This window comes from Oxalobacter aliiformigenes, assembly GCF_027116575.1.
Lineage (GTDB): Bacteria > Pseudomonadota > Gammaproteobacteria > Burkholderiales > Burkholderiaceae_D > Oxalobacter > Oxalobacter aliiformigenes.
Genome location: NZ_CP098252.1, coordinates 446,463 through 472,830, shown reverse-complemented (window position 1 = coordinate 472,830; position 26,368 = coordinate 446,463). Strand labels below are relative to the sequence as shown.

The 26,368-nt window shown below is 49.1% G+C and carries 22 protein-coding genes, 1 other RNA gene and 2 pseudogenes; 13 read left to right on the top strand and 12 right to left on the bottom strand.

The features are described 5' to 3' along the window. Position 1: 1 nt before the first annotated feature. The 3 genes and pseudogenes from NB647_RS10615 to NB647_RS02240 form a co-directional block, all read left to right on the top strand. Positions 2-106, top strand: a pseudogene (locus NB647_RS10615) (MJ0042-type zinc finger domain-containing protein); the annotation flags it as partial. A gap of 102 nt (positions 107-208) precedes the next feature. Beyond that, positions 209-1,180 carry a DUF3426 domain-containing protein gene (locus NB647_RS02245; RefSeq protein ID WP_269283952.1) on the top strand — a complete coding sequence of 324 codons (972 nt, stop codon included), beginning with the start codon at positions 209-211 and terminating at the stop codon, positions 1,178-1,180. Positions 1,181-1,201: 21 nt separating this feature from the next. Then, a pseudogene (locus tag NB647_RS02240) lies at positions 1,202-2,150 on the top strand (carbohydrate kinase family protein). A 62-nt stretch (positions 2,151-2,212) separates the two neighbouring features. On the opposite strand, the gene rpsT reads toward NB647_RS02240, so the two are convergent. From rpsT to NB647_RS02205, 7 genes are all read right to left on the bottom strand, one after another. Beyond that, the gene (gene rpsT / locus NB647_RS02235) at positions 2,213-2,485 is read right to left on the bottom strand and encodes a 30S ribosomal protein S20 (RefSeq protein ID WP_269264925.1); all 273 of its coding nucleotides are present in this window, start codon (positions 2,483-2,485) and stop codon (positions 2,213-2,215) included. A gap of 124 nt (positions 2,486-2,609) precedes the next feature. Continuing rightward, positions 2,610-3,512 carry a pyridoxal-phosphate dependent enzyme gene (locus tag NB647_RS02230; RefSeq protein ID WP_269264924.1) on the bottom strand — a complete coding sequence of 301 codons (903 nt, stop codon included), beginning with the start codon at positions 3,510-3,512 and terminating at the stop codon, positions 2,610-2,612. A gap of 6 nt (positions 3,513-3,518) precedes the next feature. Continuing rightward, the gene (gene recR / locus NB647_RS02225; RefSeq protein WP_269283950.1) at positions 3,519-4,115 is read right to left on the bottom strand and encodes a recombination mediator RecR; all 597 of its coding nucleotides are present in this window, start codon (positions 4,113-4,115) and stop codon (positions 3,519-3,521) included. A 17-nt stretch (positions 4,116-4,132) separates the two neighbouring features. Then, a complete protein-coding gene (locus NB647_RS02220; RefSeq protein ID WP_269283948.1) occupies positions 4,133-4,456 on the bottom strand; it encodes a YbaB/EbfC family nucleoid-associated protein in 324 nt (107 codons plus the stop codon). A gap of 12 nt (positions 4,457-4,468) precedes the next feature. After that, the gene (gene dnaX / locus NB647_RS02215; RefSeq protein WP_269283946.1) at positions 4,469-6,238 is read right to left on the bottom strand and encodes a DNA polymerase III subunit gamma/tau; all 1,770 of its coding nucleotides are present in this window, start codon (positions 6,236-6,238) and stop codon (positions 4,469-4,471) included. 183 nt (positions 6,239-6,421) lie between these two features. Further along, positions 6,422-6,520, bottom strand: an RNA gene (gene ffs / locus NB647_RS02210) — signal recognition particle sRNA small type. A 57-nt stretch (positions 6,521-6,577) separates the two neighbouring features. Continuing rightward, positions 6,578-8,062 (bottom strand): UbiD family decarboxylase, encoded by a 1,485-nt coding sequence (locus NB647_RS02205; RefSeq protein WP_269283943.1) that lies wholly within the window; start codon positions 8,060-8,062, stop codon positions 6,578-6,580. 691 nt (positions 8,063-8,753) lie between these two features. Between NB647_RS02205 and NB647_RS02200 the strand changes: the two genes are divergently transcribed. Then, positions 8,754-9,410, top strand: coding sequence for a lytic transglycosylase domain-containing protein (locus NB647_RS02200; RefSeq protein WP_416143443.1), 657 nt, complete (start codon positions 8,754-8,756; stop codon positions 9,408-9,410). Between the two features lie 13 nt (positions 9,411-9,423). Here the strand turns inward: NB647_RS02200 and NB647_RS02195 are convergent, their stop codons facing one another. Both NB647_RS02195 and NB647_RS02190 read right to left on the bottom strand, forming a co-directional pair. Beyond that, complete coding sequence (locus NB647_RS02195) at positions 9,424-11,454, bottom strand: primosomal protein N' (RefSeq protein WP_269283942.1); 2,031 nt, start codon at positions 11,452-11,454, stop codon at positions 9,424-9,426. Between the two features lie 403 nt (positions 11,455-11,857). Then, positions 11,858-12,124 (bottom strand): DUF4404 family protein, encoded by a 267-nt coding sequence (locus tag NB647_RS02190; protein WP_269283940.1) that lies wholly within the window; start codon positions 12,122-12,124, stop codon positions 11,858-11,860. 130 nt (positions 12,125-12,254) lie between these two features. On the opposite strand from NB647_RS02190, the gene NB647_RS02185 reads away from it, so the two are divergent. Then, positions 12,255-12,692 (top strand): universal stress protein, encoded by a 438-nt coding sequence (locus NB647_RS02185; protein ID WP_269277985.1) that lies wholly within the window; start codon positions 12,255-12,257, stop codon positions 12,690-12,692. 18 nt (positions 12,693-12,710) lie between these two features. Here the strand turns inward: NB647_RS02185 and mltA are convergent, their stop codons facing one another. Together mltA and apaG are read right to left on the bottom strand one after the other, a co-directional pair. Next, positions 12,711-13,874, bottom strand: coding sequence for a murein transglycosylase A (gene mltA / locus NB647_RS02180; protein WP_416143573.1), 1,164 nt, complete (start codon positions 13,872-13,874; stop codon positions 12,711-12,713). 123 nt (positions 13,875-13,997) lie between these two features. Continuing rightward, positions 13,998-14,372, bottom strand: a complete 375-nt coding sequence (gene apaG, locus NB647_RS02175) for a Co2+/Mg2+ efflux protein ApaG (protein WP_269264914.1) — start codon at positions 14,370-14,372, stop codon at positions 13,998-14,000. Between the two features lie 132 nt (positions 14,373-14,504). Here apaG and rpe point away from each other — a divergent pair, with 132 nt between their 5' ends. The 8 genes from rpe (at position 14,505) to NB647_RS02135 (ending at position 23,613) form a co-directional block, all read left to right on the top strand. Continuing rightward, complete coding sequence (rpe, locus tag NB647_RS02170; RefSeq protein WP_269283936.1) at positions 14,505-15,188, top strand: ribulose-phosphate 3-epimerase; 684 nt, start codon at positions 14,505-14,507, stop codon at positions 15,186-15,188. 7 nt (positions 15,189-15,195) lie between these two features. Next, entirely contained in the window at positions 15,196-15,888 is a 693-nt protein-coding gene (locus NB647_RS02165) for a phosphoglycolate phosphatase (protein ID WP_269283933.1), read from the top strand. A gap of 172 nt (positions 15,889-16,060) precedes the next feature. Beyond that, entirely contained in the window at positions 16,061-17,557 is a 1,497-nt protein-coding gene (gene trpE, locus NB647_RS02160) for an anthranilate synthase component I (protein ID WP_269283931.1), read from the top strand. Positions 17,558-17,590: 33 nt separating this feature from the next. Then, entirely contained in the window at positions 17,591-18,916 is a 1,326-nt protein-coding gene (gene rsmB, locus NB647_RS02155) for a 16S rRNA (cytosine(967)-C(5))-methyltransferase RsmB (protein ID WP_269283929.1), read from the top strand. A gap of 93 nt (positions 18,917-19,009) precedes the next feature. After that, entirely contained in the window at positions 19,010-19,537 is a 528-nt protein-coding gene (locus NB647_RS02150) for a DUF4390 domain-containing protein (protein WP_269264909.1), read from the top strand. 3 nt (positions 19,538-19,540) lie between these two features. Further along, a complete protein-coding gene (locus NB647_RS02145) occupies positions 19,541-21,820 on the top strand; it encodes a sensor histidine kinase (protein WP_269283927.1) in 2,280 nt (759 codons plus the stop codon). Positions 21,821-21,858: 38 nt separating this feature from the next. Beyond that, positions 21,859-22,560: a response regulator gene (locus NB647_RS02140; protein ID WP_269278008.1), complete on the top strand. Its 702-nt coding sequence runs from the start codon at positions 21,859-21,861 to the stop codon at positions 22,558-22,560. Positions 22,561-22,575: 15 nt separating this feature from the next. Beyond that, complete coding sequence (locus NB647_RS02135) at positions 22,576-23,613, top strand: aldo/keto reductase (protein ID WP_269264906.1); 1,038 nt, start codon at positions 22,576-22,578, stop codon at positions 23,611-23,613. Here the strand turns inward: NB647_RS02135 and NB647_RS02130 are convergent. Further along, positions 23,540-26,287: a DNA topoisomerase III gene (locus tag NB647_RS02130; protein WP_269283924.1), complete on the bottom strand. Its 2,748-nt coding sequence runs from the start codon at positions 26,285-26,287 to the stop codon at positions 23,540-23,542. The genes NB647_RS02135 and NB647_RS02130 overlap by 74 nt on opposite strands. Between the last annotated feature and the right edge of the window lie 81 nt (positions 26,288-26,368).

The following is a 26,368-nucleotide window of genomic DNA, read 5'->3' as shown; positions in this document are numbered from 1 at the left end:
TATGTCTCTGGCTACGCGTTGTCCACATTGTAAAACTGTATTCCAGGTCAACGAGGAACAACTCAAATTCCGTTCCGGAACCGTTCGTTGCGGCGTATGTCATTGTCTTTTCAATGGAATAGACAATCTTGTCGGCCGTATTGCACCAAAAGAAGCCGAAAGCCGGTCAAAACACCGGGAAAATTCCCGGGAACCCGAAACGAAACCGATGTCGACGACTTCATCAAACAATCAGTCGGCTACTGTCAACGACCATATTCATTCCGAAACTGAAAACCCGCCCTATCCGGAGAATACCGCCGACAAGGTATTGCCCCTTTCTGATGACGCGCTCAAGGAAGCGTTCGACAAGCAGCTTCAGACAATCAGCCTGGAACTGAACGACTTTCCTGCCAGCAAGAACCAAACCGCTTCCGGAAGCCCGATCTTTTCCGTACCTGAAGATTTGTCACCACGAAAAGACTTCTCACTAGAAGACAAAAATACTCAATCTTCAACAAATCCAGGGTATATCCTGACAGATGAAAAACTTGCTGTTGTTATCCGGACAGAAGAGGACGTATCCGGCGAAAACGCAGAATCATTGCAGGCATTGTCTCAATCCGACCAAAAACACGGTACGGAAAATATTCTTCTTCCATCCGAAGCAAAATCTGACGAACTGATCAAAACCATTCAACAGAAAAGAAAAAAATCACGCCTCTCCCAGGTATTCTGGTCAATTGGCGTTATCTTGCTGGTTCTGCTTCTGGGGGGACAAATTCTCTATTTGTACTCTGAGCGCATTGTTTTATGGTGGCCTCCGGCAAAAAATCTGGTTGATTCCGCATGCGAGATCCTGACATGTCCCGCCAGTATTCCTCCCGAATCATCCAGCTCATTACATATGGAATACGGAGAATTATCGGCAAAAGAAGGTTTCCCCGGCCAGTTTACCCAAAAGATCACCATGACAAATGACAGTCCATCACAACAATTGTTTCCGACACTTGTCATGGAAATATCGGATACCGAAGGCCATTTGCTTTCACGCCGGTTCCTGGAACCTGAAGAATATCTTTCCGAAAAATCCCGCATTGCCAATGGATTGGCACCTTCGGAAGAAACCAGTTTCCAGCTTGATTTCGAATACCAACATGACGCGGCCATTAACAGCCGGGTCATCTTTCTCAATCATTAAACCTTTCTTCAATTTTCAAACATGACTTCCTTAATTTGCGGATCAATGGCGTACGACACGCTTATGTCGTTTCCGGAACGGTTTTCGGAATCCATTCTGGCTGACCAGTTACACAATATCAATGTCTGTTTCCTTGTTCCTGACATGCGGAGAGAATTCGGGGGATGTGCAGGAAACATTGCCTACAATCTCAAGCTGTTAGGCGGTACACCTCTGATCATGGCGACCATCGGCATAGATGGTACTCCCTATCTGGAAAGACTGGCAGAACTGGATATATCCCGACGCTATATCCGTACCATCAAAACGACATATACCGCCCAGGCATTCGTTACAACGGATAAAAACAACAACCAGATTACCGCCTTTCATCCGGGCGCCATGGCTTTGTCTCACGAAAACCATATCGAGAATACGGCGAATGAAAAGAATTCAGCTTGCAATTATCGCTCCGGACGGCCGCGATGGAATGATCCAGCACGCCAATGATTGCGCAAGACTCAATATCCCTTTCATTTTCGATCCGGGTCAACAATTACCCATGTTCAACCGCGATGAACTGAGACACTTTATCGAGCTGGCAACGTATGTCGCCGTCAATGAATATGAAGGTGAAATGCTGTCCCAACTCAGCGGCTGGACAACGACAGAAATCGCATCACGCGTCAAGGCCCTGATTATCACATGTGCTGAACGCGGTGCAACCATTCATCAGAATGGGGAAAAGATCGATATTCCCTGTGTGAAGGCAACCCGGGAAGCCGATCCTACCGGATGCGGCGATGCTTTCCGTGCGGGACTGATTTATGGTTTGACCAACAATATGGACATGAAAACATGCGGCTGTCTGGGCAGCCTGATGGGAGCCATCAAGATCGAATACTCCGGTCCGCAAAACCATAAACTGACATCAAAAGAAATTGCAGACCGTTTTGAAAAAGCATTCGGGTATCGCTATCTGAAACAGTAACGACTTCAGGCGCGCTTGTTACCAAGCGCGCCTGAACAATATCGAAGAACCGGAGATTACTTTCAAGCAGCAGCAGACATTGCTTTCAAAGCGGCTGCCAAGCGGCTCTTGTGACGAGCTGCCTTGTTTTTGTGAATGCGCTTTTTGTCAGCGATCCGGTCAATAGTCGAAACAGTCTTTACAAAAACGGAAGCTGCCACTTCCTTGTCACCTGCAGCAATCGCCTTTTTCGCAGACTTGATTGCCGTACGCAGCGCAGAACGCTGGCTGGAATTGTGTGCATTCAGTTTTACTGCCTGACGAGCGCGCTTGCGCGCCTGAGCTGTATTAGCCATAAAATTTCCTAAAAACCTGTTAATTGTTTGTTTACGAGACAAATTCGCAAGACAAAATTTATTTAGCCTTTTATTTTATAGGATACAAAACCTTGTGACAATGCTTATATTGCACTTGTACCGTCTAAACCGGAAAAAAACCGGAAGAAAAATAACGATCGCCTCTATCGGCAATCATGAAAACGATTGTTGCATTATTTACACTCTCCGATAAATTCAGAGCGACTTCACAGGCACATGCCGATGACAGTCCACAAAAAATCCCTTCATCAGCCGCCAGTTTTCGGGCACGATATTCGGCACAAGCCTGATTCACCGTTTCAACGTGGTCGATTCTTTTTTTCTCGTAAATTTTCGGACGCTGATTGTCCGGCCATCTGATCATACCGGAAATACGCGCCTTGTCCTCAGGTTCAACACCGATCACCCTGATCTTTTTATTACGTTCTTTCAGATACCGCGAAACTCCCATGATCGTACCCGATGTACCGATTGCACACACAAAATGGGTCACTTTACCTTTCGCTGCGGCCCAGATTTCCGGACCGGTTGTTTTGAAATGGGCCATGGGATTGGCTGGATTGCTGAACTGATCCAGCATGAATCCCTTGCCTTCCGCCGCCATCTGCAAGGCCAAATCCCGGGCATACCGTATACCGCCGCTTCGAGGAGTCAAAATGATTTCAGCACCATAAACTGCCATGCTTTGCCGTTTGAATTCATCCGTATTTTCAGGCATGATCAATATGCTACGATAACCTCTCGACGCAGCCTGCATGGCAAGGGCGATTCCTGTGTTGCCATTACTGGCCTCAATCAACGTATCCCCCGGACAAATTGCCCCTTTTTCTTCGGCATCGTCAATCATGGATTTAACGACCCGGTCCTTGACAGAAGCCGAGGGATTGGCACATTCCCATTTACCAAGAACAAGATTGTTGCGACTTCTGGCAGATTCGGCAAGTGACCTTCGCAATTCAAGCAACGGTGTGATACCGGTTGTATTTTCGATCGTCAGATAGGGCATAGAAATTCAGGTCGTACGCCTGTCCAGAAAAGCCCGGGCAATCGTCCCGATATCGACATATTCCAGCTCGGCTCCGACCGGAACGCCTCTTGCCAGACGAGTGACATACAGACCGCGAGCTTTGAGCATTTCACTGATATAGTGGGCTGTCGCTTCACCTTCGTTGTTGAAACTGGTTGCCAGAATGACTTCCTTCACGATACCGTCAGTAGCCCGCGCAATGAGTTTTTCGAAACAGATTTCTTTCGGACCGATTCCATTCAAAGGAGACAAACTTCCCATCAGAACGAAATAATACCCCTTGAAGGTCAACGTCTGCTCTATCATCATTTGATCGGCAGGCGTTTCCGTTACACACAACAGGGAAGCGTCCCTTTCCTCATCCCGACACGTTTCACATACGTCACTCTCCGTAAAGGTATTGCAACGCGAGCAATGCCTGACCGTTGCAACGGCCTCGGACAAGGCCGAACTCAATTGCACGGCTCCTTCACGGTCATGCTGCAGCATATGATATGCGATACGCTGTGCAGATTTCGGCCCCACTCCGGGCAAACGTCGCAAAGCCTGTATCAGATGATGAAGGGATGAAAGCGGTTTCACGGGGGCAGTCTGTGTCTTTAAAACGGCATTTTGAATCCCGGAGGCATTGCAAAACCCGCCGACAGACCAGCCATTTTTTCCTGTGTTGTTGCTTCCGCCTTGCGAACGGCATCATTGACAGCCGCGGTAATCAGATCTTCGAGCATTTCCTTGTCATCACTCATCAGTGACGGATCAATGGAAACACGCGATACATAGAATTTGCAGCTCATCAATATGGAAACCATACCGGCACCCGATTGTCCTTCCACAATCGTCTTGCCCAGTTCCTCCTGCACCTTTTCCATATTCCGCTGCATTGCCTGGGCCTGTTTCATCAGACCCGCGAGTTGGTTTTTCATAGTCGTTTCCCGTTATAGTGGTTTAATGGAACCCTCAACAATATGTCCGCCAAATTCTGTTGTCAGAGTTTGTATGTAAGGATCCTTTGTCATGGCTTCTTCAGCCTGCCGTTGTCTTTCAGCACGCGCCTCAATAGCGTTCTGGTTTGCAGTCGCTTCCACCTTGCCGATTTCAGTTGTAATCTTGACGGCACACCCGAAACGATCGCTCAAAACAGCTGTCAGTTTGCCGACATTATTGGGCGTACACAAAGTCGCAATCGGCGACTTCAGATGCAGATGGCAGGATGTTTCCGTTTTTTCCCAGCGTACCAGTTCCGTCTGTTGCGCCAGTTGCTGGGCCATTCCACGCAAAGGCAATCCGGAGGCAAGTGCCGGCCAGTTTCCATCCCAATCCGACCGTGGCCATCCATTCTCCGGTAACGTCGATACTGCCGAATCCCCTGGCCTCGTTCCATCCATATCTGCCGAGGAGACAGACGGATTCTTTTCCAAAGACGATGACATGGCAGGTACTGTATCCGGAGCAGGATCATCCGCCCACGGAGGCAGGCTTCCCGCGCTTTTTTCACTTCCGTTTACAGATTTTCCCGCACTGGGCGGCTCTCCTCCCGAAGCCACTTCCACAGTGACATCGGCAACCGTTCTGACCGTTTCGGGCATTTTCTTCTGGACGGTTACCGGATTCAGTTTTCTTTTGTCCGGAACAAAAGCCAGCATCCGCAATAAAGTCATGGAAAAACCGGCATATTCATCGGGCGCCAGTCCGAGCTCATTTCTGCCATGCATGGCGATCTGGTAATAGAGTTGCACTTCTTCCGGGCTGAAAACCTCTGCAAGGCGCCAAATGTCCCCGGAATCAGGCAAATCTTCCGCTACATAACCGGAAACATTCTGCGCTATGGCTATTTTGTGCAATAACGCCCCCAAGTCCTGCAGGGCGGCACTATAGGAAAGGCTTCTAAAAGCCATTTCATCGGCGATTTTCAATAAACCGGCACCATCTTTGACGACAAGGCAGTCAAGCATCCGGACAAGGTAGGTCCGGTCAAGAGATCCCAGCATATCCTGAACCGCGTCCCCCGTCACGTTTCCTGCTGTATAGGCAATCGCCTGGTCGGTCAGCGACAAGGCATCGCGCATGGACCCCTGCGCACCCTGCGCCAAAAGCTGGAGAGCCATTTTCTCGTACGATATCCCCTCCATCTCCAGAATTCGCGCCAGATGACCGACAATGTGAGCAGATGGCATCTGTTTGAGGTTGAATTGCAGGCAACGAGACAACACCGTAACGGGTATTTTTTGCGGATCCGTTGTCGCCAGAATGAATTTGACATATTCCGGCGGTTCTTCAAGCGTCTTCAACATGGCATTGAACGCCTGTGACGTCAACATATGCACTTCGTCGATCATATAAATCTTGAAACGGGCGGCAGTCGGAGCATAAACCGCCTGTTCAAGAAGCTGGAGCATATCAGCAATACCGCGATTGGATGCGGCATCCATTTCAATATAATCAACGAACCGATCGGAATCGATGGCTTTGCAGGCTTCACACTCCCCACATGGAACCGCGGTGATCCCTTTCTCGCAATTCAGGGATTTCGCCAGGATTCTCGACAAGGTCGTTTTGCCGATACCCCGTGTACCGGTAAACAGATAGGCATGATGCAGACGCTGGCTTTCAAGTGCGTGCTTCAATGCACGAACGACATGATCCTGCCCGACGATACTTTCAAAATTTTTCGGGCGATATTTTCGGGCGAGAACTAAATAAGACATTTGGAAATTGTACCTTATTGCTTTCCGTTTCGCGAAAAACTTAATTGACCAAAAGCAGGGCGAACCATGAATACCCGTGTACCCCCGGTCATACTTGCAGAGATATCAAAAATGAATACGTACGGAAAACAATCGCCGCAATATGACGAATGACATGAAAAAAGATGTGGAAAAACGGAAAGGAAAGGCGAGCCTTGACTGCGGCACTCGCGGAGGTTGGCTGTGGCTGCTTCGTTCCCGACCTGACCAGATTCACCATTCCGCAATGCGCAGGGGCCCGCCGTCTGGCATTGTACAGCAAAGCAGGATTTGTGCCAAAAGAAACCATTATTTTTCCGACTACAGTCCCAGTTTTTCCCAAATAATATCCACTTTCTTCTGCACATCATCTGACATCCGGATTATTTTCCCCCACGTCCTGCATGTCTCGCCTGCCCATTTGTCTGTGGCATCAATTCCCATCTTGCCCCCCAGACCACTGACAGGTGATGCAAAATCCAGATAATCAATCGGTGTGTTTTCTACCAGAACCGTATCTCTTGCCGGATCGACACGGGTTGAAATCGCCCAGAGGACATCTTCCCACCGACGGATGTCAATGTCTTCATCAACGACGATAATAAATTTGGTATAGAGAAACTGCCGCAAATAACTCCAGACACCAAACATGATTCTCCGTGCATGTCCCGGATAAGCCTTTCTGATCTTGACAACGGCAAACCGGTAACTGCAGGTTTCGGCCGGCAGATAAAAATCGATTATTTCAGAAAACTGTTTCTGCAACAGCGGAATAAAAACTTCGTTCAAAGCCAGTCCCAGCATGGACGGTTCATCCGGAGGCCGCCCCGTATATGTCGAAAGATAGACCGGATTTCTGCGCATGGTAATCCGGTCAACCGTCAGGACGGGAAACCAGTCCTTTTCATTGTAATAACCTGTATGATCGCCGAATGGACCTTCAAGTGCATGCTCATATCCCGATCCATGATTTTCATCCGGCAAAATGTATCCTTCCAGAACGATCTCGGCATTTGATGGAACAAGCAAATCGCTTCCAATCGTTTTGACCAGTTCCGTACGCCCCCCTCTCAACAACCCGGCGAACTGATATTCAGACAATTCATCCGGGATCGGCATGACCGCACTCAGCAGGGTTGCTGGATCCGCACCGATCACAACGGCGACAGGAAAGGGTTTTCCACGATTCACCATCGTGTGATCCCTGAAATCCTGTGCCCCTCCCCTGTGCGGCAGCCATCGCATAATGACCTTGTTCGGGCCAATGACCTGCTGTCGGTAAACCCCGAGATTCTGCCTTTTCCGGCATGGCCCCTTTGTCACGACCAGTCCCCATGTAATCAGGGGGCCAGCATCTGCCGGCCAACATGTCTGAACAGGTAACGCATCAAGATCGACATTACGTCCTTCCAGAACGATTTCATGGCAGCGAGCGTCCTTGCGTTCCTTTGGCCGCATATCCAGAACAGATTTCAGCATGGTGCCCATGCCGACTATTTCAGAAAAATTTTTGGGCTGTTCAGGTTCCTTCAGGGAAGCGAGGAACTGTCCGATGCTTCTTAAATCGCCGATTGTCTCTTTCCCCATTGCTCTGGCAATGCGTCGCGTACTGCCAAAAAGATTGGTCAAAACCGGCATGGAACACCCTTCCGGATTTTTGAAAAACAGTGCCGGCCCATCCTGCACGAGTACGCGACGGGAAACTTCCGTCATCTCCAGACAAGGGGATACAGGAATCTCTATTTCCTTCACATCCTTTTCCTGGGCAAGCTGGTCGACAAAGTCTCTTAAGTCACGATATTTCATTTATTTTTCTCTTTGGCAATCCAAAAATTTCCTTGGCCAAATATTTTCCAAGTCATTGATTCGAAAAGATATTTAGCTCTGCAAGACCGATTTCATAATAACAAAATGAAATGAAAAACTACACCTTTATAATTGACTTGATATAAAACCACACATAAAATGCGCCCAACTCGATAACAAAAAATTATCTGTAACCAAATATACCATTCAATAAATTGATGCCAGTCATTGTAATCCGGAAAGAATTTCCGTTTTAAAAATGGTGCATCAGGAACTCTCTGATAGGCAAAAGCGCTTCCTTGCGGTTCGGGAATTGCAAAAATCCATCCGCAGGAAATGGCAATTCAACAGAGTTCATCCGGCAACGTCATCATGACTTGTCAAGGCATTTTTCGGACAAACGACACAACAATGGAGAAACACTTCTGCTTGCGGTTGTATCGTCAATATCCGGGAGGGTTTCATGTTTCATTCTTTTTTTGAACAGTTTTTTTCATTTAATTCAAAAAGCAGGACATCACATTTGATTTCGACCGTTTCAAGAAAATTGTTTATCACATCCCATCCCAAGGTATGGATGTTTTTCACGGGATTGATGCTGGTTGTTGCCTTGTTTTTTTGTTTCAGACCCGAACTTTTCAGAAATGTCCATGAATCGTTTCCTATTCGGGAAGCGCATGCGACATCACATGTGGCAACATCTGAAACAGCCAGCCTGATCGGGGCAGAAATTCCCGAAAAAACAGAAGAACATTCCAAACTGGATGAACTCAAACAGAAACAGCGCGTGGCATCCTGGATATCCAAGCGTTATCGTATCGCCGGCAAAGCATCCAACCTGTTCGTCACGACAGCTTACAAAACCGCTTTCGAACTGGGTCTCGATCCCCATCTGATTCTGGCCGTCATGGCTGTGGAATCCCGCTTCAATCCCTATGCGGAAAGTTCTGTCGGCGCGCAAGGACTCATGCAAGTCATGTCAAAAGTTCATGCAGACAAGTTCGAGGATCATGGTGGCATACAATACGCTCTTGATCCGGTGGTCAACATCAAGGTCGGTTCCAAGATACTCAAGGATTACGTCAAACAGAAAGGTTCCATTGAACTGGCACTGAAAAGTTATGTCGGCGCCGCTGCCATGAGCCATGATGGCGGTTACGGCTCCAGGGTTCTGACGGAATACAGGAAACTGAAAGCCGTCGCCAGCGGATCGCATTCTCCCTCTCTCGTTCAGGCGAAATCCGCGTCAAAACGTTCGGCTCGCCAGAAAAAAGCGATTGGCCCCGCGCCACTTGCCAAGCAGAAAAAAGAAGAAACCCCGATCCGCGACAGTGCTGTGCTGCTGTAGAATCCGGGACTTTTCAGATCGAGAGGGGATCCACTTCAATCTGCCAGCGGACACCGGTTTTCCGGCTTCTGAGTTGAGGCAACCATTCCCTCAACATATGCTGGAGACAGACTCTCGAACCTGATTCGATCAGCAACTGCGCACGTTCCATATTGGCTATGCGCATCATTGCCATGGGTATGGGCTCATTGATCATTATTCCATCTTTGCACGGTATATCTGCCGCGGCATCACGCAAAAAAGCCAGCGCCGTTTCGATTTTCCGGGATTCCGCGGTAAGAAGTACCTGATACCCGAAAGGTGGCAGTCCGGCATTTTTTCTTTCCGCCAGCAATTCCGAGGCATATTTTTCATAGCGATGAGAAAGGGTCGCCTGATACAAGGGATGCATGGGATAACGCGTCTGTACCAGCACTTCGCTCGGATTCGCTCCCGCCCTGAGCGAGCTGCGCCCGGCACGACCGGCAACCTGCATCAGCAGGGCAAACAGCCTTTCACTGGAACGGTAATCATGGGAAAAAAGTGCCGTATCGGGATTGAGCACACCGACAAGCGTAAGATTCCGGAAATCATGTCCCTTCGCTATCATTTGTGTACCAATGATAATGTCAACCTCACCCCGGTGAATGCTGAAAAGCGCCTGTTGCAGGCTGCCCTTGCGGCTTGTCGAATCGGCGTCGATGCGAAGCACCCGTGCATCCGGAAAACAGATTTTCAATCCTTCTTCGACCCGCTGGGTACCCTGTCCCAACGCCTGTAAATCGGCATTTCCGCAATCCGGACATACACGAGGAACCGGACGTTCGAGTCCGCAATGATGACAGCGAAGCAGGCGGTGCGATTTATGGTAAACCATATAAGCCGTACACCGTTCACAGGAACTGATCCACCCGCATGCTTCACAGGTAATGACTGGTGCATATCCCCTGCGATTCAAAAAAAGCAGCGATTGTTCTCCCTTTTCCAGCCGACGCTGTATCGAATTGATCAACTCCCCTGAAAGCCCCTTGTTCAGAAGCTGTTTCGAGGTATCGATCAGTTTGATGGCTGGCAAAACGGCATCTTTAACGGCCCGTTCCGGCAACTCGAGTTTGATATAACGTCCGGTCAATACATGCTGCCAGCTTTCAAGCGAAGGAGTCGCCGATCCCAGCACTACCGGTATTTTCAGTTGACTGGCCCGCCACACGGCCAGATCTCTCGCGGAATAACGCAATCCTTCCTGTTGTTTGTAGGATGGGTCATGTTCTTCATCAACAATGATCAGCGCCAGTTTTGGCGCGGGAGCCAAAACAGCCAGACGGGTTCCCAGAATAATGCGTGCTTTGCCGCTTGCAATTTTCAGCCAGTTTTTAAGTCTTTCGCTTTCCGTCAGGCGGCTATGTAATGTCGCAATATTTTCATGGGGAAAACGGTTGCAGACAGATGTCTCCAGCTGTGGCGTCAGATTGATTTCCGGCACCATAACCAGAATCTGCGCATCCGGCGATCTATCCAGGACTTGTTCGATTGAATGCAAATAAATTTCGGTTTTGCCGCTTCCGGTTACACCATACAGAACATAAGGAGCAAAACCACAGGAATGCATGATTGCCGAAACAGCATTTTGTTGTGCCTGATGTAACCGGGGTTTTTCCTCTCTTTCGGATAAAAACTTTCCATTTTTTTCATCCAGTGATTTCAGCGCACGTTTCAAAGCCAGCTTCCCAAGGTGACGGATCTTTTTTGGAATGGAGGGTAAAGCCACTTCTCCGAGTGAACGCTGATAATAGCTGGCCGCGAACCGGCACAAATCAATCCATTCCCGATGTAATGGCGGCACTCCTTCGACAAGCGAAAGAGCATCTTTCAGTTTTTTCTCATTGACTTCACTATGATTTTTTATCCCGACAACCAGGCCCACTTCAGTACGGCGACCGAATGGAACGACGATCAGCTGGCCGACCTGTGGCAACTGCGTATCTTCGGATGCCACGGGATAGCGATAATCAAAGCAAAAGTCAAGAGGGGTATCAAGAACCACCTGTACGATGAGATGTGACATTAACCTAATGTAAACCCTGTATATGAAAGCTAAAACGTGATTTTGTAAGGTCTTTTTCATCTATCCACAAAGATTGTGGATAACTATGTTGAAAATAAGCTATTGACAGACGTGCAACCCAGTATTCACGCGGCTTCCAATAAAATGCTCATCAGAAAAGCAAAAAAATATCCCTTAAAAAACAATATCTTATAATGACAACAAAAACAGCGAAAAAATTATCAAAAAAAAAATTTTTCACTGTTCTTTGTGCATAACTATTGTATCGGCAGGGGACAAACCGACCGGCTCCTGATGAAAAACGTCCGGTTTGTCCTCATGAAACCGGCCAGCCGTCCGATGAAAAACAGTCGCATGGCAAAACATACACAGAAGGACGCATGTTGAAGCGCCCCCAGAAACGTCAGATCCCCATTCCTTGCAAAATGCCGGATAACCGAACGATCAACTCACCGATACGAGGATGTTTTGTCTCAAACTTTGCCGCAAGAAGCCTTGCCTGCCTGTCCAGTTCAGCCAGGTCCATCGCACCATTGTTCTTTTTCACTTCATTCATCGCCCGGATACTTTTATCCAGTTCATGGAAATCTTTCTGCAAGAACGGATCGATATTATCCGTTTTGGCAATATGTGTATGGATCTGATCCAGTACATCGTCAATATTATCCATTTTTATCTCCTTTATAAAAACCGGTACAATCCCATTCAAAAGTTGTCCAGACGAATCATCTTGACTCACGTCATGGACGGCTTTCACCATTTGGTGGCAACCTTTTCACATCGTCAGAAACGGAGGCAACATGTATAGAAAAATTTTAGTCCCTACCGATGGCAGCGTACTGTCCGAAAAAGCGATTACCGCAGCCATTGAATTTGCCCGGAAACATCCCGGCTGCCGAATTATCGGTTTTTCTGTTGCCGAACCGCTTTCCTTTAATCAAATCGAATCGCTGACCAAATCGGGAGAATCCGATTACATGGTACGCGAACAGCTTTCCGCCCAATCCCGGGTAAACCGCATCGCGGAACTGGCACAGGCGGCAGGCGTTCCCTGCGAAACGGTCGTCGCTCAATCGACAAAACCTCATGAAGAGATCGTTCGTGCGTCCAATGATTACGATTGCGACTGCATCTTCATGGCATCCAATGGCCGAAAAGGTCTGAACAAACTCTTCATTGGCAGCGAAACGCAAAAAGTTCTCGCCACAGCCCAGGTTCCGGTTCTTGTCTATCGTTGAGCCCTGTCTGTCAACCTTTCATTTGTCATTTTCCGGCTGTTTCGGAAGAAGCAGCCAGACTTTGAGTTTCTGTTTCATTTTTCCCGCCATTTCGCCAGCCTGAGGACCGAACCCCCAGAAATAGTCCGCTCTGACCGCGCCTCTGATTGCTCCACCTGTATCTTGTGCCAACATCAGTTTTTGCAAGGGTACAGAACTGTAAGGTCGTGTTGTATCGACAAAAACAGGGGCGCCCAGCGGAATATGGCGCGGATCAATGGCAATCGAGCGTTCCGGTGTCAATGGAACACCCAAAGCCCCCTTAGGTCCTTCCGACGGATCGTCTATGCGTTCTTCCCTGAAAAACACATAACTTGGGTTGGAATCAAGGACCTCTCTTAACCGTTCGGGATTTCTTCTGATCCATTGCCGGATTTGCTGTGACGATGACTGCCCCGGTTTCAGTTCACCCCTGTCGAGCAGATAACGGCCTATGGAACGGTATGGCCGGCCATTCTGATTGGCATACGCCAGTCGGATCGTTTCACCTGATTCCGGAATGTAAACACGTCCCGATCCCTGAATTTCAAGAAAAAACGCATCAAGAACATCATCAACCCATACTATTTCATGACCGGCAAGTTTTCCCGATTTTTCAATTTCGGCACGGGTTTCATAGGGGACAACCCGGTTACCATCCAGTTTTCCTCTCAGGCGCAATCCCTTCAATTGCGGATAGACGCTGGCCAGATCGATGACCAGCAAATCATCCGGCTGCCGATACAGAGCTGTCCGGAATTTTCCTTTCCGAACCCGACTGCCTTTCAACAGAGGTTCGAAATACCCGGTAGCCAGTCCGGTTTCAGAACCGTTTTCGTTAGCGATCCGGTACGGAATGAAATGGGTTTCAAAAAAAGAACGAATGGCAAAGGTGTCATTCTCATCTATGTCATATGCTTTTGCACAGACATCTTGCCAATTCTTTTTCTTGCCGATCGCACGACAGGATTTCCGAAACGCCGGCAAAACGTCTTTCAGATTGTCGCTTTTCCATCCGGGCAAATCGGAAAAAGAAACCTGCTGACGTTCTTCCATGGGCATCTGCTCCGTCTCAGGGATAACCGGCGGTGTGGTAGTACATGCGGCAAGCCAGACTGTCAAACCAATCAGAAAAAAACAAGACAACAAACGTTTATGAAACATGACCGGACACCTACCTGTGTTTATCTGTTGAACGAAATAGCCCCTTTCAAACCGGAAGCTCGTTTCCCGCTATCATAAGCCATTCTTTGCCGACAAACACAGTACGGTCTTCTGAAAGACGCCTTAATGTAACGTCCTCGGCAAGGAAAGTACAAATTCCGGTATGGAGACCCGAAACTGCTCTCCTTTTTCGGTAACACATAAAAACTCACCCTGCATGGACCCTTGGGGAGTCGCGAGTGCTGTTCCGCTGGTATACTCGAATTCCTCGCCCGGTTTCAGCAACGGTTGCCTTCCCACGACTCCCAGCCCCCGGATTTCCTCAATATGATTGTTTGCATCCGTAATGATCCAGTGGCGAGCTATCAGCTGCGCACCGACCTGTCCGGTATTTTTGATTGTAACGGAATAGGTAAAAACATAACTGCCTCTGTCAGGCGCGGACTGGTCGTCGATGTATCTCGTCGTCACCGAGACATCAAATACTTGAGAACTCATTAAAATCCTCTTCTTTTTCAAATAATTTCATTATCCGATGGTACAAAACGACTGAATTTGCGACTTGCCAAAGTTCTTTTTCAGGCAGCCGGTATAAAATAGCGGCTTCTACCCAGTTAATACCGATTTATCATGACCACATATCGTATCGCCCCAAGCATTCTTTCCGCAGATTTCGCCCAATTGGGCAATGAAGTACGCAATGTCGTTGCGGCAGGGGCCGACATGATCCATTTCGATGTCATGGACAATCATTATGTTCCCAATTTGACTATCGGGCCGATGGTATGTTCGGCTATCCGTCCACTGGTCGATGTTCCGATCGATGTCCATTTGATGGTCAAACCGGTTGACCGCATCATTCCCGACTTCGCCAGGGCAGGTGCGGACATCATTTCCTTTCACCCTGAAGCATCAGAACACATTGACCGCACCTTGCAATTGATCCATGACAATGGTTGCAAGGCCGGTCTGGTTTTCAATCCGGCAACACCCCTTGACTATCTGCTTCATGTCATGGACAAACTCGATTTGATCCTGATCATGTCGGTCAATCCCGGTTTCGGTGGCCAGGCATTCATTCCTCATGCCCTGAAAAAAATCGAAACCGCACGTGCTATGATCAATTCCTCCGGAAAACAGATCATGCTGGAAGTTGACGGTGGTATCAAAACAGACAACATTGCCGAAGTGGCCCGGGCCGGAGCAGATACATTCGTTTCGGGTTCCGCCATTTTCAACACACCCGACTACACTGCCGTCATTCGTCAGATGCGGGAAAGATTGAATACCGTCATATCCCCCATTTCAGATTGAACGTACCATGCAAAATCCATCCGGAAAATTACCGTTAAACGATATCCGTGTCGTCATCCTCGATCTGGACGGCACCATGATCGATTCTGTCCCCGACCTTGATGTCGCCCTGAACGGAATGTTGCAGGAACTGGCCCTTCCGCCCGTCGAGGTATCCGCCATTCGCATGTTTGTTGGCCGCGGGACACAAAATCTGGTACGCAGCACCCTCTCCGTTCATCTTGAATCCGACGAAGTCGGGAAAACGATGGATATTGCCATGACGCTGTTTTACAAACACTACAGAATCGTCAATGGAGAACGCAGTACGGTTTTCCCGGGTGTCAGGGAAGGACTGGAACAGATGAAAGACAAACGCCTCAGCATTGCATGCGTGACCAACAAGCCTTCCATATTCACGGAACCGCTGCTTTCCAAAAACGGCCTTTACTCCTACTTCAACCTGATCTACTGTTCCGATACGTTTCTCGTCAAAAAACCCGATCCTTTTCCGATGCAGATGGCTTGCAGGAAACTGGGTTGCCGGCCAGACCAGGCTGTCGCTATCGGAGACTCCGTCAACGACGCACAGGCTGCACGGGCGGCAGGTTGTTCCCTATTTATGGTTCCATATGGTTATAATTATGGAAAACCTGTAAAGGAAATGAATCCGGATGCCGTTGTGTCCAGTCTGCTGGAAGCAGCCAACCTTATTTCATGAAATTTTAACGATCATGTTTCTCGTCAGAAAACCCGAGTATTCACAATCCCGACTTATCTCCGGAGGATTGTGGCGACGCTGGCAAACTTTATCTTTCTAGCCAAGTTTGCGGCCGTTTTCTGAAAATGGCCGGTTTTCTGAATTTACTCGCTTCTGCGAACTGGAGAAACACATGACTGAACTTGAATTCAAGGCTCTGGCCAATCAGGGCTTCAATCGTATTCCACTGATTATCGAAGCGATTGCCGATCTGGATACGCCTTTATCGCTTTATCTGAAACTGACGCAACACAACCACGGTGGCAAAAATTCATTCCTGCTCGAATCGGTAGTGGGAGGTGAGCGCTTCGGCCGTTATTCTTTCATTGGCCTTCCTGCGTCGACTGTATTGCGTTCACATGGGACGAAAACCGAAATTGTCAAAAACGGCATCGTTACGGAAACAAACGAAGGCAATCCGCTCGATTTCATCGCACAATACCAGTCAAGATTCAAAGTGGCCATCACTCCCGGACTGCCGCGGTTTTGCGGCGGATTGGCCGGATATTTCGGATATGACACCATCCGTTATATCGAATCGAAACTGAAAGATACCGCACCTGACGATGATCTCGGATTTCCGGATATCCAGCTCCTGCTGACGGAAGAGCTGGCCGTCATCGACAATCTTTCAGGTAAACTTTACCTGATTGTCTATGCCGATCCGAACCGTCCTGAAGCCTATTCCCAGGCAAAACAAAGACTGCGCGAGCTTAAGGCCATGCTGAACATGCCGGCTGTCGCGCCGGCCATGAACGGAAGCCGGAGAACCGAAGTCATTCACGATTTCAGAAAAGAAGACTTCCTTGCGGCCGTCCGGAAAACAAAGGAATACATCGCCAATGGCGATTGCATGCAGGTCGTTTTGAGCCAGCGCCTGAGAAAACCCTATACGGACTCTCCATTATCGCTTTACCGCTCCTTGAGAGCCCTCAATCCTTCGCCTTATCTTTATTACTACCATTTCGATGACCTTCACATCATCGGTTCCTCGCCGGAAATTCTGGTTCGCCAGGAAAATACCCCTGAGGGGCGTAAAGTTATTGTCCGTCCTCTTGCAGGGACACGCCCGCGGGGAGCCACACCGGAAAAAGACCGTCAGCTCGCATCAGAACTGCTCTCGGATACCAAGGAAATCGCCGAACATGTCATGCTGATCGATCTGGCCCGTAACGATATCGGACGAATTGCCAAAATCGGCAGTGTCAAAGTCACGGAAAAAATGGCCATCGAAAAATATTCTCACGTCCAGCATATCGTTTCCAATGTCGAAGGGCTTCTGAAACCTGGTCTGTCCAATCTGGATGTACTGAAAGCGACTTTTCCTGCCGGTACGCTTTCCGGCGCTCCCAAAGTCCGCGCCATGGAAATCATCGACGAAATGGAGCCGGTAAAACGCGGCATTTACGGCGGTGCCTGCGGTTATCTTTCTTTCGGCGGAGAAATGGATCTGGCCATCGCTATTCGCACAGGTGTCATCTATAAAAACATGCTCTATGTCGGTGCCGGAGCCGGAATCGTGGCGGATTCCTCACCTGAATCCGAATTGCAGGAAACGGAAAACAAAGCCCGTGCCGTCATACGCGCTGCGGAACAGGTCCAGGACGGCATGGACAACTCTCTTCAATAACAAGGTTTTTCCGTAAAGTTTTCAGGAGCCAGTGTGGTCAACCGTAAAATCAACTTTCTTGCCCAAAGCGGACTGGTTCCTGAATCTCTCGCCTTTCGTCTGGCCTGCACAGCTGAAGTCATCTGCCGTGTCGTCAACGGCCGGTCACTGCCCCATGCGCTTTCCACTGTCTTTTCCGGAATGGCTTTTTCCCCTTCCACACGGGGCGCCATCCAGGATATTTCGTATCATGTTCTGAGGAATCTCGGACTCGTCCGGTTTCTGACCGAAAAACTGACCCGAAAGCTGCCGGAACCTTTGCTGCTGCAAAATCTGTTGCATTGCGCACTTGTCTTGCTGCTGCCGGAAAACGGCATATTGCGATACGAACCTTATACGGTTGTTGATCAGGCAGTACAAGCCGCCGCATCAATACGAACGCTTTCAAAAGCGAAAGGACTGGTCAACGCGGTCTTGCGACGTTTTTTGCGGGAACAAACCGATCTTCTGGAAGCGGCAAGACAACGCCCCGAAGCCTGCTGGAATTATCCCGCCTGGTGGATCGACCGCATACGGGAAGCCTATCCATCCGACTGGAAATCCATTCTGGAAGTCGGAAATATGCCGCCTCCGCTGACACTTCGGGTCAACCGGCGAAAATCCTCGACCGATGCCTATATCAGGCTGGCGAATTCAGCAGGAATTGATGCGGTTGCCATCGGTCCCTGTGCCGTAAAACTGGCCCATCCGGTTCCGGTCGACAAAATTCCGGGATTCAACGACGGTCTGGTTTCGGTACAAGATGCTGCCGCCCAGCTGGCCGCTCCTTTGCTGAATCCGGAAAACGGCATGAAAGTACTGGACGCCTGCGCTGCACCGGGAGGCAAATCGGGTCATATGCTTGAGATGGCCAATATTGATTTGCTTGCTCTGGACTGCGATCACTGGCGTTTACAGATGATCCACGAGAATCTGGAACGTCTCGGTCTGAAAGCCAGAACGAAAAAGGGGGATGCCACAAAACAGGACTGGTGGGACAAAAAACCATTCGATTGCATTCTGGCCGATGTTCCCTGTACCGCTTCCGGTATCATCAGACGTCACCCTGATATCCGCTGGTTGAGAAGACCTGCGGATTCACAGGAACTGTCCGCCCTTTCGATGCGGATTCTGGAAAATCTGTGGTCCATGCTGAAGCCGGGAGGAAAACTGTTACTGGCTACCTGTTCCATCTGGCCCGAAGAATCGGAACAACAGGCCAGAACATTTTCAGCCCGCTTCGGCGCACAGAGGCTTGAGGCACCAGGACAGCTTTTGCCGACCGCCAAAGATCTGATCGATCATGATGGCCTGTTTTATGCTTTGTTTAAAAAAACATAACACGCTATTATATATACTGAATAATACATTTTATGGTCAGACGCCGTGATACGCCGATTACTACAATTCCTGTCCTTTCTTGTTTTCGCAACGATGGCAATGAATCCGGTATTGTCTTTTGCTGCCGATGACATTCAGATCAATACGGCAAAGATCGAGTATTCCGACGATACCTATAAATTGTTGACCAGTTTCTCACTGGATTTCAATCACAGTCTCGAAGAAACCCTTTCGCATGGAATTCCGCTTTATTTCAAAACGGAAATCGAGATCAACCGTCCCAGAACATTCTGGTTCGACGAGGTACCCGTTTCCAAATCAAGAACGACCCGGATTTCCTATAATGTCCTGACACGACAATACAGCATATCCATTCCCGGTACCCTGCAAAGAAATTACAGTACTCTGGAAGATGCATTGTCGGCAATCCGTTATCCCCCCAGCTGGACGATAGCGGATAAATCCGATCTGTCTGCCGGTGAAAAATATAACGTTTCCGTACGAGTCATGCTCGACGTCTCGCAGTTGCCCAAACCGTTCCAGATAAACGCCTTAAATAACCGTGACTGGAGACTTGTCTCCGACTGGAGACGATTCTCATATGTGCCTTACGAAAAATAAAAAGTGACTCGCGTTTTACGTTATCTGTGGATCGTTGGCGGTGCAATAATGAGCATTCTGCTCTTTCTGCTTGCATCCGCCTCGGAAAATTCCGAATTTTTCGACAGAAATTATCCATGGCTTGTCGGCGTGAATATTCTTGTCGCGTTCTCGCTTCTGATTCTGGTTGTCTGGATGCTGATCCGTCTGATCAACCGTTACAGACGCGGGAAATTCGGTTCGAAATTGATGACCCGGCTGGTCGTTCTGTTTGCTCTGATGGGAATTCTGCCCGGTGCCGTCATTTATGTCGTTTCCGTCCAGTTCGTATCACGTTCCATCGAATCCTGGTTTGATGTCCGTGTGGAATCCGCACTCGATTCCGGCGTCAAACTGGCACAGTCGATTCTGGAAACATCGAAAGAAGAACTGACCGTTCAGGCCAATCGTCTTGCCAATGAATTGGCGGGACAATCCCTTTCCGAACAGACGCTCCTGTTAACACGTTTCAGAAACGATAACGACAATATCGAAGCCATTGTCGTCAACAGCAAAGGACATCTTGTTGCCACTTCAGGCACCACCAACACATCACTGGTTCCCGAACTTCCATCTGCGGCCATGCTGCATCAGGTCCGCATGACATCGCTTTATTCTGCCATTGAGGGTGAAATTGACGACCCTTCCACCATTGACCGGCAGGAAACGGATCTGATGATCCGTGTCATCGTCGGAATTCCTGTGCACAGTCTGTCGGTATCTTTGCAAAACGAACCCTATTATCTCCAACTATTGCAGAAAATGCCGGCAAACGTCGCCAACAACGCCGAAGCATTACGGGCCGCCTACAGTGAATACCAGATCCGGTCTCTTTCAAGATCGGGACTGCGCAAGATATACATCGTCACTTTGTCGCTTACCCTGCTACTGGCCATTTTCGGTGCCATCGCCAGCGCATTCCAGATCGCATCCAACCTTGCAAGACCTCTGCTGCTTCTGGCACAGGGAACCAAAGCGGTTTCGGAAGGAAATCTCTCTCCCCGACCGATCGTTTCCAGCAATGATGAGCTGGGTACGCTGACCCAGTCCTTCAATGCCATGACCCACCAGCTTGCGGAAGCGCGTGCACAGGCAGAAAAAAGCCGTGCCGATCTGGAAGCGGCAAAAGTTTATCTTGAATCGGTTCTTGCAAACATGTCCGCGGGAGTCATCGTTCTTGATCATGAATTCAAACTCATCGGATGCAACAGTCCTGTAGCGCGGATTTTAAGACAGGATCTGACACCACTTATCGGACAACGACTGTCTGATATCGAGGGCCTTTCCGTCTTTTGCAGCGCCATCACAAAAGCTTTTTCCGAATTTCTGGCACAGGCTGCAGCAAACAATGGTTCCGGGGACCTTCACTGGCAACAACAAATCGAAATCCCCCACAACCCGGACATACCGAACGAAACCGATATCACTCTGCTGGCCCGAGGTTCTTCCCATCTGGTCAACAATGAAAACCGTTACATTGTCGTTTTCGACGATATCACGGAAGTCATTTCAGCCCAGCGCTCCATTGCCTGGGGGGAAGTCGCCAGACGACTGGCGCATGAAATCAAGAATCCGCTTACGCCTATCCAGCTTTCCGCGGAAAGATTGCAAATGAAGCTGCACGAAAAACTTTCCGAGCAGGATGCAGCCATTCTGAAAAAAAGTACCGACACGATCGTCAATCAGGTCACGTCCATGAAACAGATGGTGAACGATTTCAGGAATTTCGCCAAAACACCCCCGGCTTTTCTGAAACCGCTGGATTTGAATGCGCTGGCAGAAGAAATCGTTCACCTGTATTCCGGCAACGACTCGCATGAAACGGTCCATACCTGTCTCGCTGCCGATCTGCCGGATATCATGGGTGATGAAACGCAACTGAGACAGGTTATCCATAATTTGCTGCAAAATGCACAGGATGCCGTCAGTGAAGTGCAAAACCGCGAACACTACATCCCGAGCATCGAATTAATTACCGAAAAAGTTAATTATCAGGACGCTTCAGGCAAAATCTGCATTGCAGTTAGACTTTCTGTCATGGATAATGGACCAGGGTTTGCTCACAAGATACTGGCACGCATTTTTGAACCTTACATTACGACTAAAGAGCGCGGTACCGGCCTGGGTATGGCGATGGTCAAAAAGATTGTTGATGAGCACGGCGGACGTATTGACGTGCAAAACCGAACCGATACAAATGGAGCAAAAGTTTCTATTCTCTTCCTGCAACTGGCTTCACCGGCCAGTCAGAAAATGACGGGATAAATTAGAAACAAAATAACAAATATTCTAGATTTTAAGATATGGCAAATATTCTGGTAGTCGACGATGAAATGGGAATACGTGAACTTCTTTCGGAAATTCTGTCCGATGAAGGGCACGTCGTACAAACAGCAGAAAATGCACAGCAGGCACGTGAAGCACGTGCTGCGGAAACCCCCGATCTGGTTTTACTGGATATCTGGATGCCCGATACCGACGGTGTCACTCTGTTGAAAGAATGGCAGAGAGACGGCTATCTGACGATGCCCGTCATTATGATGTCGGGACATGCCACGATAGATACCGCCGTTGAAGCCACCCGTATCGGCGCGATGAACTTTCTCGAAAAGCCGATCGCCCTGCAAAAACTGCTTCAGGCCGTACAGCAGGGACTCGCACGCAATCAGGAAAAAAACCGCCCGGTTCCGGTCACTGTCGCACAACAGAATATCGCCATTCACGAGTCAAGAACGGGCACCATATCCGGCAGCGTTCCACTTCAGGCACCCGCCAGTACGGTCAATAACCCGAATGTCATCAATACATCTCTTTTGTCGTTCGATTTGCCATTGCGTGAAGCCAGGGATATGTTCGAACGGATCTATTTCGAACATCATCTGGCACAAGAAGGAGGCAGCATGACGCGTGTTGCCGAAAAAACAGGACTTGAACGCACCCATCTCTATCGCAAACTGAAACAGCTGGGTGTTGAACCGGTCAAGACATCCAAGAAACATAACTGAGCGAAAGGATAAACGATGGAATACATCAATCTCGGGACAAGCGGATTGAAAGTATCCCGCATCTGTCTCGGCATGATGACTTACGGTTCCCCCAAATGGCGCCCATGGGTTCTGGACAAATCGGCATCCCGTCCGTTTATCCGGAAAGCGATTGAGGCCGGAATCAATTTTTTTGATACGGCCAATTCGTATTCAAACGGTTTGTCGGAAACGCTTACCGGAAAGTTGCTCAAGGAATATGCCAGACGGGACGAAATCGTCATAGCGACAAAAGTTTATTTCCATGTTTCCAACGATGTTACCGCTGACGCGGCATCGGCCCATCCTCCCCGAATTCCCCCCAATACCAGCGGATTATCCAGAAAACACATTTTCGCATCAGTCGATGCCTCGTTAAAGCGGCTCGGAACCGATTACATCGACTTGTATCAGATCCATCGCTGGGATCCTTCCACGCCAATTGAGGAAACCATGGAAGCCTTAAACGATGTCGTCCGATCCGGCAAGGTCCGCTACATCGGCGCCTCCAGCATGTGGGCATGGCAATTCGCCAAGGCCCAGCAGATCGCCAGGGAAAACAACTGGTCCCGTTTCATTTCCATGCAAAATCACTACAACCTGGCTTATCGCGAGGAAGAAAGAGAAATGATACCGTTATGCAAGGATCAGGGGATCGGCCTGATCCCATGGAGCCCGCTGGCCCGTGGATTTTTGGCCGGCAACCGCAAGCCTGACGACAGGGATGCCAGTAAAAACAATTCTGCGACATCTCGTGCCAAAACAGACGAGATGGCATTACGTGTCTTTTATACTGAAGCCGACTTCGACGTCGTGAACGCATTGACCAAAGTAGCCGGTCAGAAGGGACTTTCCAACGCACAGGTCGCTTATGCATGGCTGCTTCACAAGGGAGTCACCGCTCCGATTGTCGGCGCATCGAAACTGTATCAACTGGATGAAGCCATTTCGGCAACAACGGTCAAATTATCCGAAGACGAAATGGCCGAACTGGAAAAACCTTACCAGCCGCATCCCGTACTTGGACACCGTTAGGCTGATGTAAAAAAGGAGGCTTGAGGTCTCCTTTTTTACCAGCAAAAGTTCCATTATTCCTCTTTTTTTCTTTCGTCACCGCCGTCTTCCGGACGGTTGTCTTCCTGGCAGCTGTTTTCCGGGGCGTTGCTGTTTTATTGTCACCCGCGGCTTTTGTTCTGGCAGAAGACGACGCCTTTTTCTTCACGGCGGCAGCTGCTTTTGCCGAGGTTTCCTCGAATTTGAAACTGACCTTTCCATCCTTTCCCAAAGCCAGATAGGCCTTGAATGGTCTGTGTGTACGCTGTGAAACGAATCCCGGCAACAAATCTGTTTGCCCTTCTTTCAAAAGTTTTGCCATCTGTTCCGGTGCGATCTCTTGCTGAAGAATGATACGCCCGCTTCGGAAATCACAGGTCTTCGGCTTGGTCACGCTATTTTCACACAGATAGGACAGACCGGCTTCGTAAACCTGGCCATGACATTTCGGGCAACTCCCGACAGGAGTTTTGCCCGAAAGATCCAGTGCTTCCGCATCTTCCGCCTGAGGCTGTCCGAAATCAAATTCAAGCTTGAAATTGTCCTTTTCGGCATCCGGAACAATTTTCAGAATAGCAGCAAAGGGGCGTCCCATTTTTGAACGGAACCCCTGCAATGGACCGATCTGGCCATTTTCAAGCAACTCTTCCACTTCCGGTACAGAAAACTGTCTGCTCCCGGGAGTTTTACTGATTGAAAAGTCACATTTTATACAGGCGAAACGGCGATAATTTTCCCGTATCTCGCCACCACACTTCGGACATGGCGTCTTCAAGGTCGCATAATCACCCGGAATCGTATCCTCGTCATACTCCTTGGCACGCTTGACGATAATCTGGGCCATTTGCGCGATTTGCTGCATGAATTCTTCGCGACTGATTTGTCCCTTTTCCATCTGGGCCAGTTTGAACTCCCATTCACCGGTCAACTCCGGCAAAGTCAATTCCTTGACCCCCAGTCCTTTCAATAACGTCATCAACTGGAATGCCTTCGGTGTCGGAATAAGTTCGCGCCCTTCCCGCAAGAGATATTTTTCAGTCAGCAAACCTTCAATGATCGCTGCGCGGGTAGCCGGTGTACCAAGCCCTTTGCCCATCATGGCCTCACGCAACTCATCCTCAACCAGTTTGCCGGCACCTTCCATGGCGGAAAGCAGAGTGGCTTCCGTATAACGGGCTGGCGGTTTCGTAACCAGTTCATCTGCCAGCACTTTATCCGCCAAAACGGCTTCACCGGGAGAAACCGGTACCAGCAAACGATCATTATCGCTGTTTTTCCCGGAAGCCGGTATTTCCCTGCCATAAACGGCCAGCCAACCCGGTTTGGTCATGACACGGCCTTCGCTCTTGAAACGATGTCCGGCGACTTCCGTAAAACGGGTAGTAACCAAAAATTCTGCGGCCGGAAAAAATACGGCCATAAACCGGCGTGTAACAAGATCGTACAGTTTTTGTTCCGGCTCGGAAAGGTTTTTCGGTAATTGCGTTGTCGGAATAATGGCGAAGTGATCCGATATTTTTTTATTGTCGAATATGCGTTTGTTCGGACGAACCCAACGGTTTTGCAGAATCTGCGAAGCATATGACTCATAACCGGCATTTCCGGTAAGACATTCCAGCGTTTGCATACTGGTCTGCAGATAATCTTCCGGCAAATGCCGTGAATCCGTTCTCGGATATGTGAGGACTTTGTGCCTTTCGTATAACGCCTGGGCAAGCGCCAGAGTATTTTTTGCCGAAAAACCGAAACGGGCATTGGCCTCCCGCTGCAAGCTGGTCAGATCGAAAAGAGCCGGCGAAATGGAGGTTGTCGGCTTCGATTCTTCCGTCACTGTCCCGTTTTTTCCAAGACAGGCAGCGACAATGGCATCAGCCGCCGCACGACTCCACAGGCGTTCCGCTCTCTTTTCAGGATCCGCCTCATCCTTTTTGAAATCAGCATCCAGCCATTTGCCTTCATAAACCCCTCCTGCACAAACAAACTCGGCCCTGACTTCCCAATAATCCCGGGGAACAAAATTCTTGATTTTTTCTTCTCGCTGGACAACGATCGAAAGCGTCGGTGTCTGGACCCTGCCTACCGTTGTCAGAAAAAAACCGCCTTCTTTCGAGTTGAAAGCCGTCATGGCCCGCGTGCCGTTGATACCGATCAGCCAGTCGGCTTCCGAACGGCTTCTTGCTGCTCTGGCAAGTGGCAACATTTCCTCATCGTCACGCAAATGCTTGAAACCGTCGCGAATAGCCGCTGGAGTCATCGACTGGAGCCACAAACGCTTGATAGGCTGTTTGGCTTTCGTATATTGCGCAATCAGCCGGAAAATCAGTTCTCCTTCACGACCGGCATCACACGCATTGACGATAGTCGAGATATCCTTTCTGCGAATCAGTTTATTCAGCAGTTTGAGACGCGATTCCGTCTTGGCAATCGGTTCCAGGGCGAAATCGGGAGGAATAACAGGCAAATTGGCAAAACTCCATTTGCCGCGTTTGACCTCATACTCCTCCGGTGCCTTGATTTCCAGAAGATGACCGACGGCCGAAGTCAGCACATACTGCTCCGACTCGAAATAATCACCCTCTTTGGTAAATCCGCCGAGACTTTTCGCAATGTCGTTCGCGACAGACGGTTTTTCGGCAATGATGAGTGTTTTGGTCATAAAAACGAAGTACAAAAGGAAATCGAAACCGGCAATACTTTTTTATCTAACAGAAACATATCCGGATACAGAGCGGAAAAT

What these genes read in the sequence shown, in the direction of transcription:
- NB647_RS02245 (WP_269283952.1), top strand. Translation starts at nt 209, where the DNA reads ATGTCGACGACTTCATCAAACAATCAGTCGGCTACTGTCAACGACCAT.
- rpsT (WP_269264925.1), bottom strand. Translation starts at nt 2,485, where the DNA reads ATGGCTAATACAGCTCAGGCGCGCAAGCGCGCTCGTCAGGCAGTAAAA.
- NB647_RS02230 (WP_269264924.1), bottom strand. Translation starts at nt 3,512, where the DNA reads ATGCCCTATCTGACGATCGAAAATACAACCGGTATCACACCGTTGCTT.
- NB647_RS02220 (WP_269283948.1), bottom strand. Translation starts at nt 4,456, where the DNA reads ATGAAAAACCAACTCGCGGGTCTGATGAAACAGGCCCAGGCAATGCAG.
- dnaX (WP_269283946.1), bottom strand. Translation starts at nt 6,238, where the DNA reads ATGTCTTATTTAGTTCTCGCCCGAAAATATCGCCCGAAAAATTTTGAA.
- NB647_RS02205 (WP_269283943.1), bottom strand. Translation starts at nt 8,062, where the DNA reads ATGAAATATCGTGACTTAAGAGACTTTGTCGACCAGCTTGCCCAGGAA.
- NB647_RS02195 (WP_269283942.1), bottom strand. Translation starts at nt 11,454, where the DNA reads ATGTCACATCTCATCGTACAGGTGGTTCTTGATACCCCTCTTGACTTT.
- NB647_RS02190 (WP_269283940.1), bottom strand. Translation starts at nt 12,124, where the DNA reads ATGGATAATATTGACGATGTACTGGATCAGATCCATACACATATTGCC.
- NB647_RS02185 (WP_269277985.1), top strand. Translation starts at nt 12,255, where the DNA reads ATGTATAGAAAAATTTTAGTCCCTACCGATGGCAGCGTACTGTCCGAA.
- mltA (WP_416143573.1), bottom strand. Translation starts at nt 13,874, where the DNA reads ATGTTTCATAAACGTTTGTTGTCTTGTTTTTTTCTGATTGGTTTGACA.
- apaG (WP_269264914.1), bottom strand. Translation starts at nt 14,372, where the DNA reads ATGAGTTCTCAAGTATTTGATGTCTCGGTGACGACGAGATACATCGAC.
- rpe (WP_269283936.1), top strand. Translation starts at nt 14,505, where the DNA reads ATGACCACATATCGTATCGCCCCAAGCATTCTTTCCGCAGATTTCGCC.
- NB647_RS02165 (WP_269283933.1), top strand. Translation starts at nt 15,196, where the DNA reads ATGCAAAATCCATCCGGAAAATTACCGTTAAACGATATCCGTGTCGTC.
- trpE (WP_269283931.1), top strand. Translation starts at nt 16,061, where the DNA reads ATGACTGAACTTGAATTCAAGGCTCTGGCCAATCAGGGCTTCAATCGT.
- NB647_RS02150 (WP_269264909.1), top strand. Translation starts at nt 19,010, where the DNA reads ATGGCAATGAATCCGGTATTGTCTTTTGCTGCCGATGACATTCAGATC.
- NB647_RS02140 (WP_269278008.1), top strand. Translation starts at nt 21,859, where the DNA reads ATGGCAAATATTCTGGTAGTCGACGATGAAATGGGAATACGTGAACTT.
- NB647_RS02135 (WP_269264906.1), top strand. Translation starts at nt 22,576, where the DNA reads ATGGAATACATCAATCTCGGGACAAGCGGATTGAAAGTATCCCGCATC.
- NB647_RS02130 (WP_269283924.1), bottom strand. Translation starts at nt 26,287, where the DNA reads ATGACCAAAACACTCATCATTGCCGAAAAACCGTCTGTCGCGAACGAC.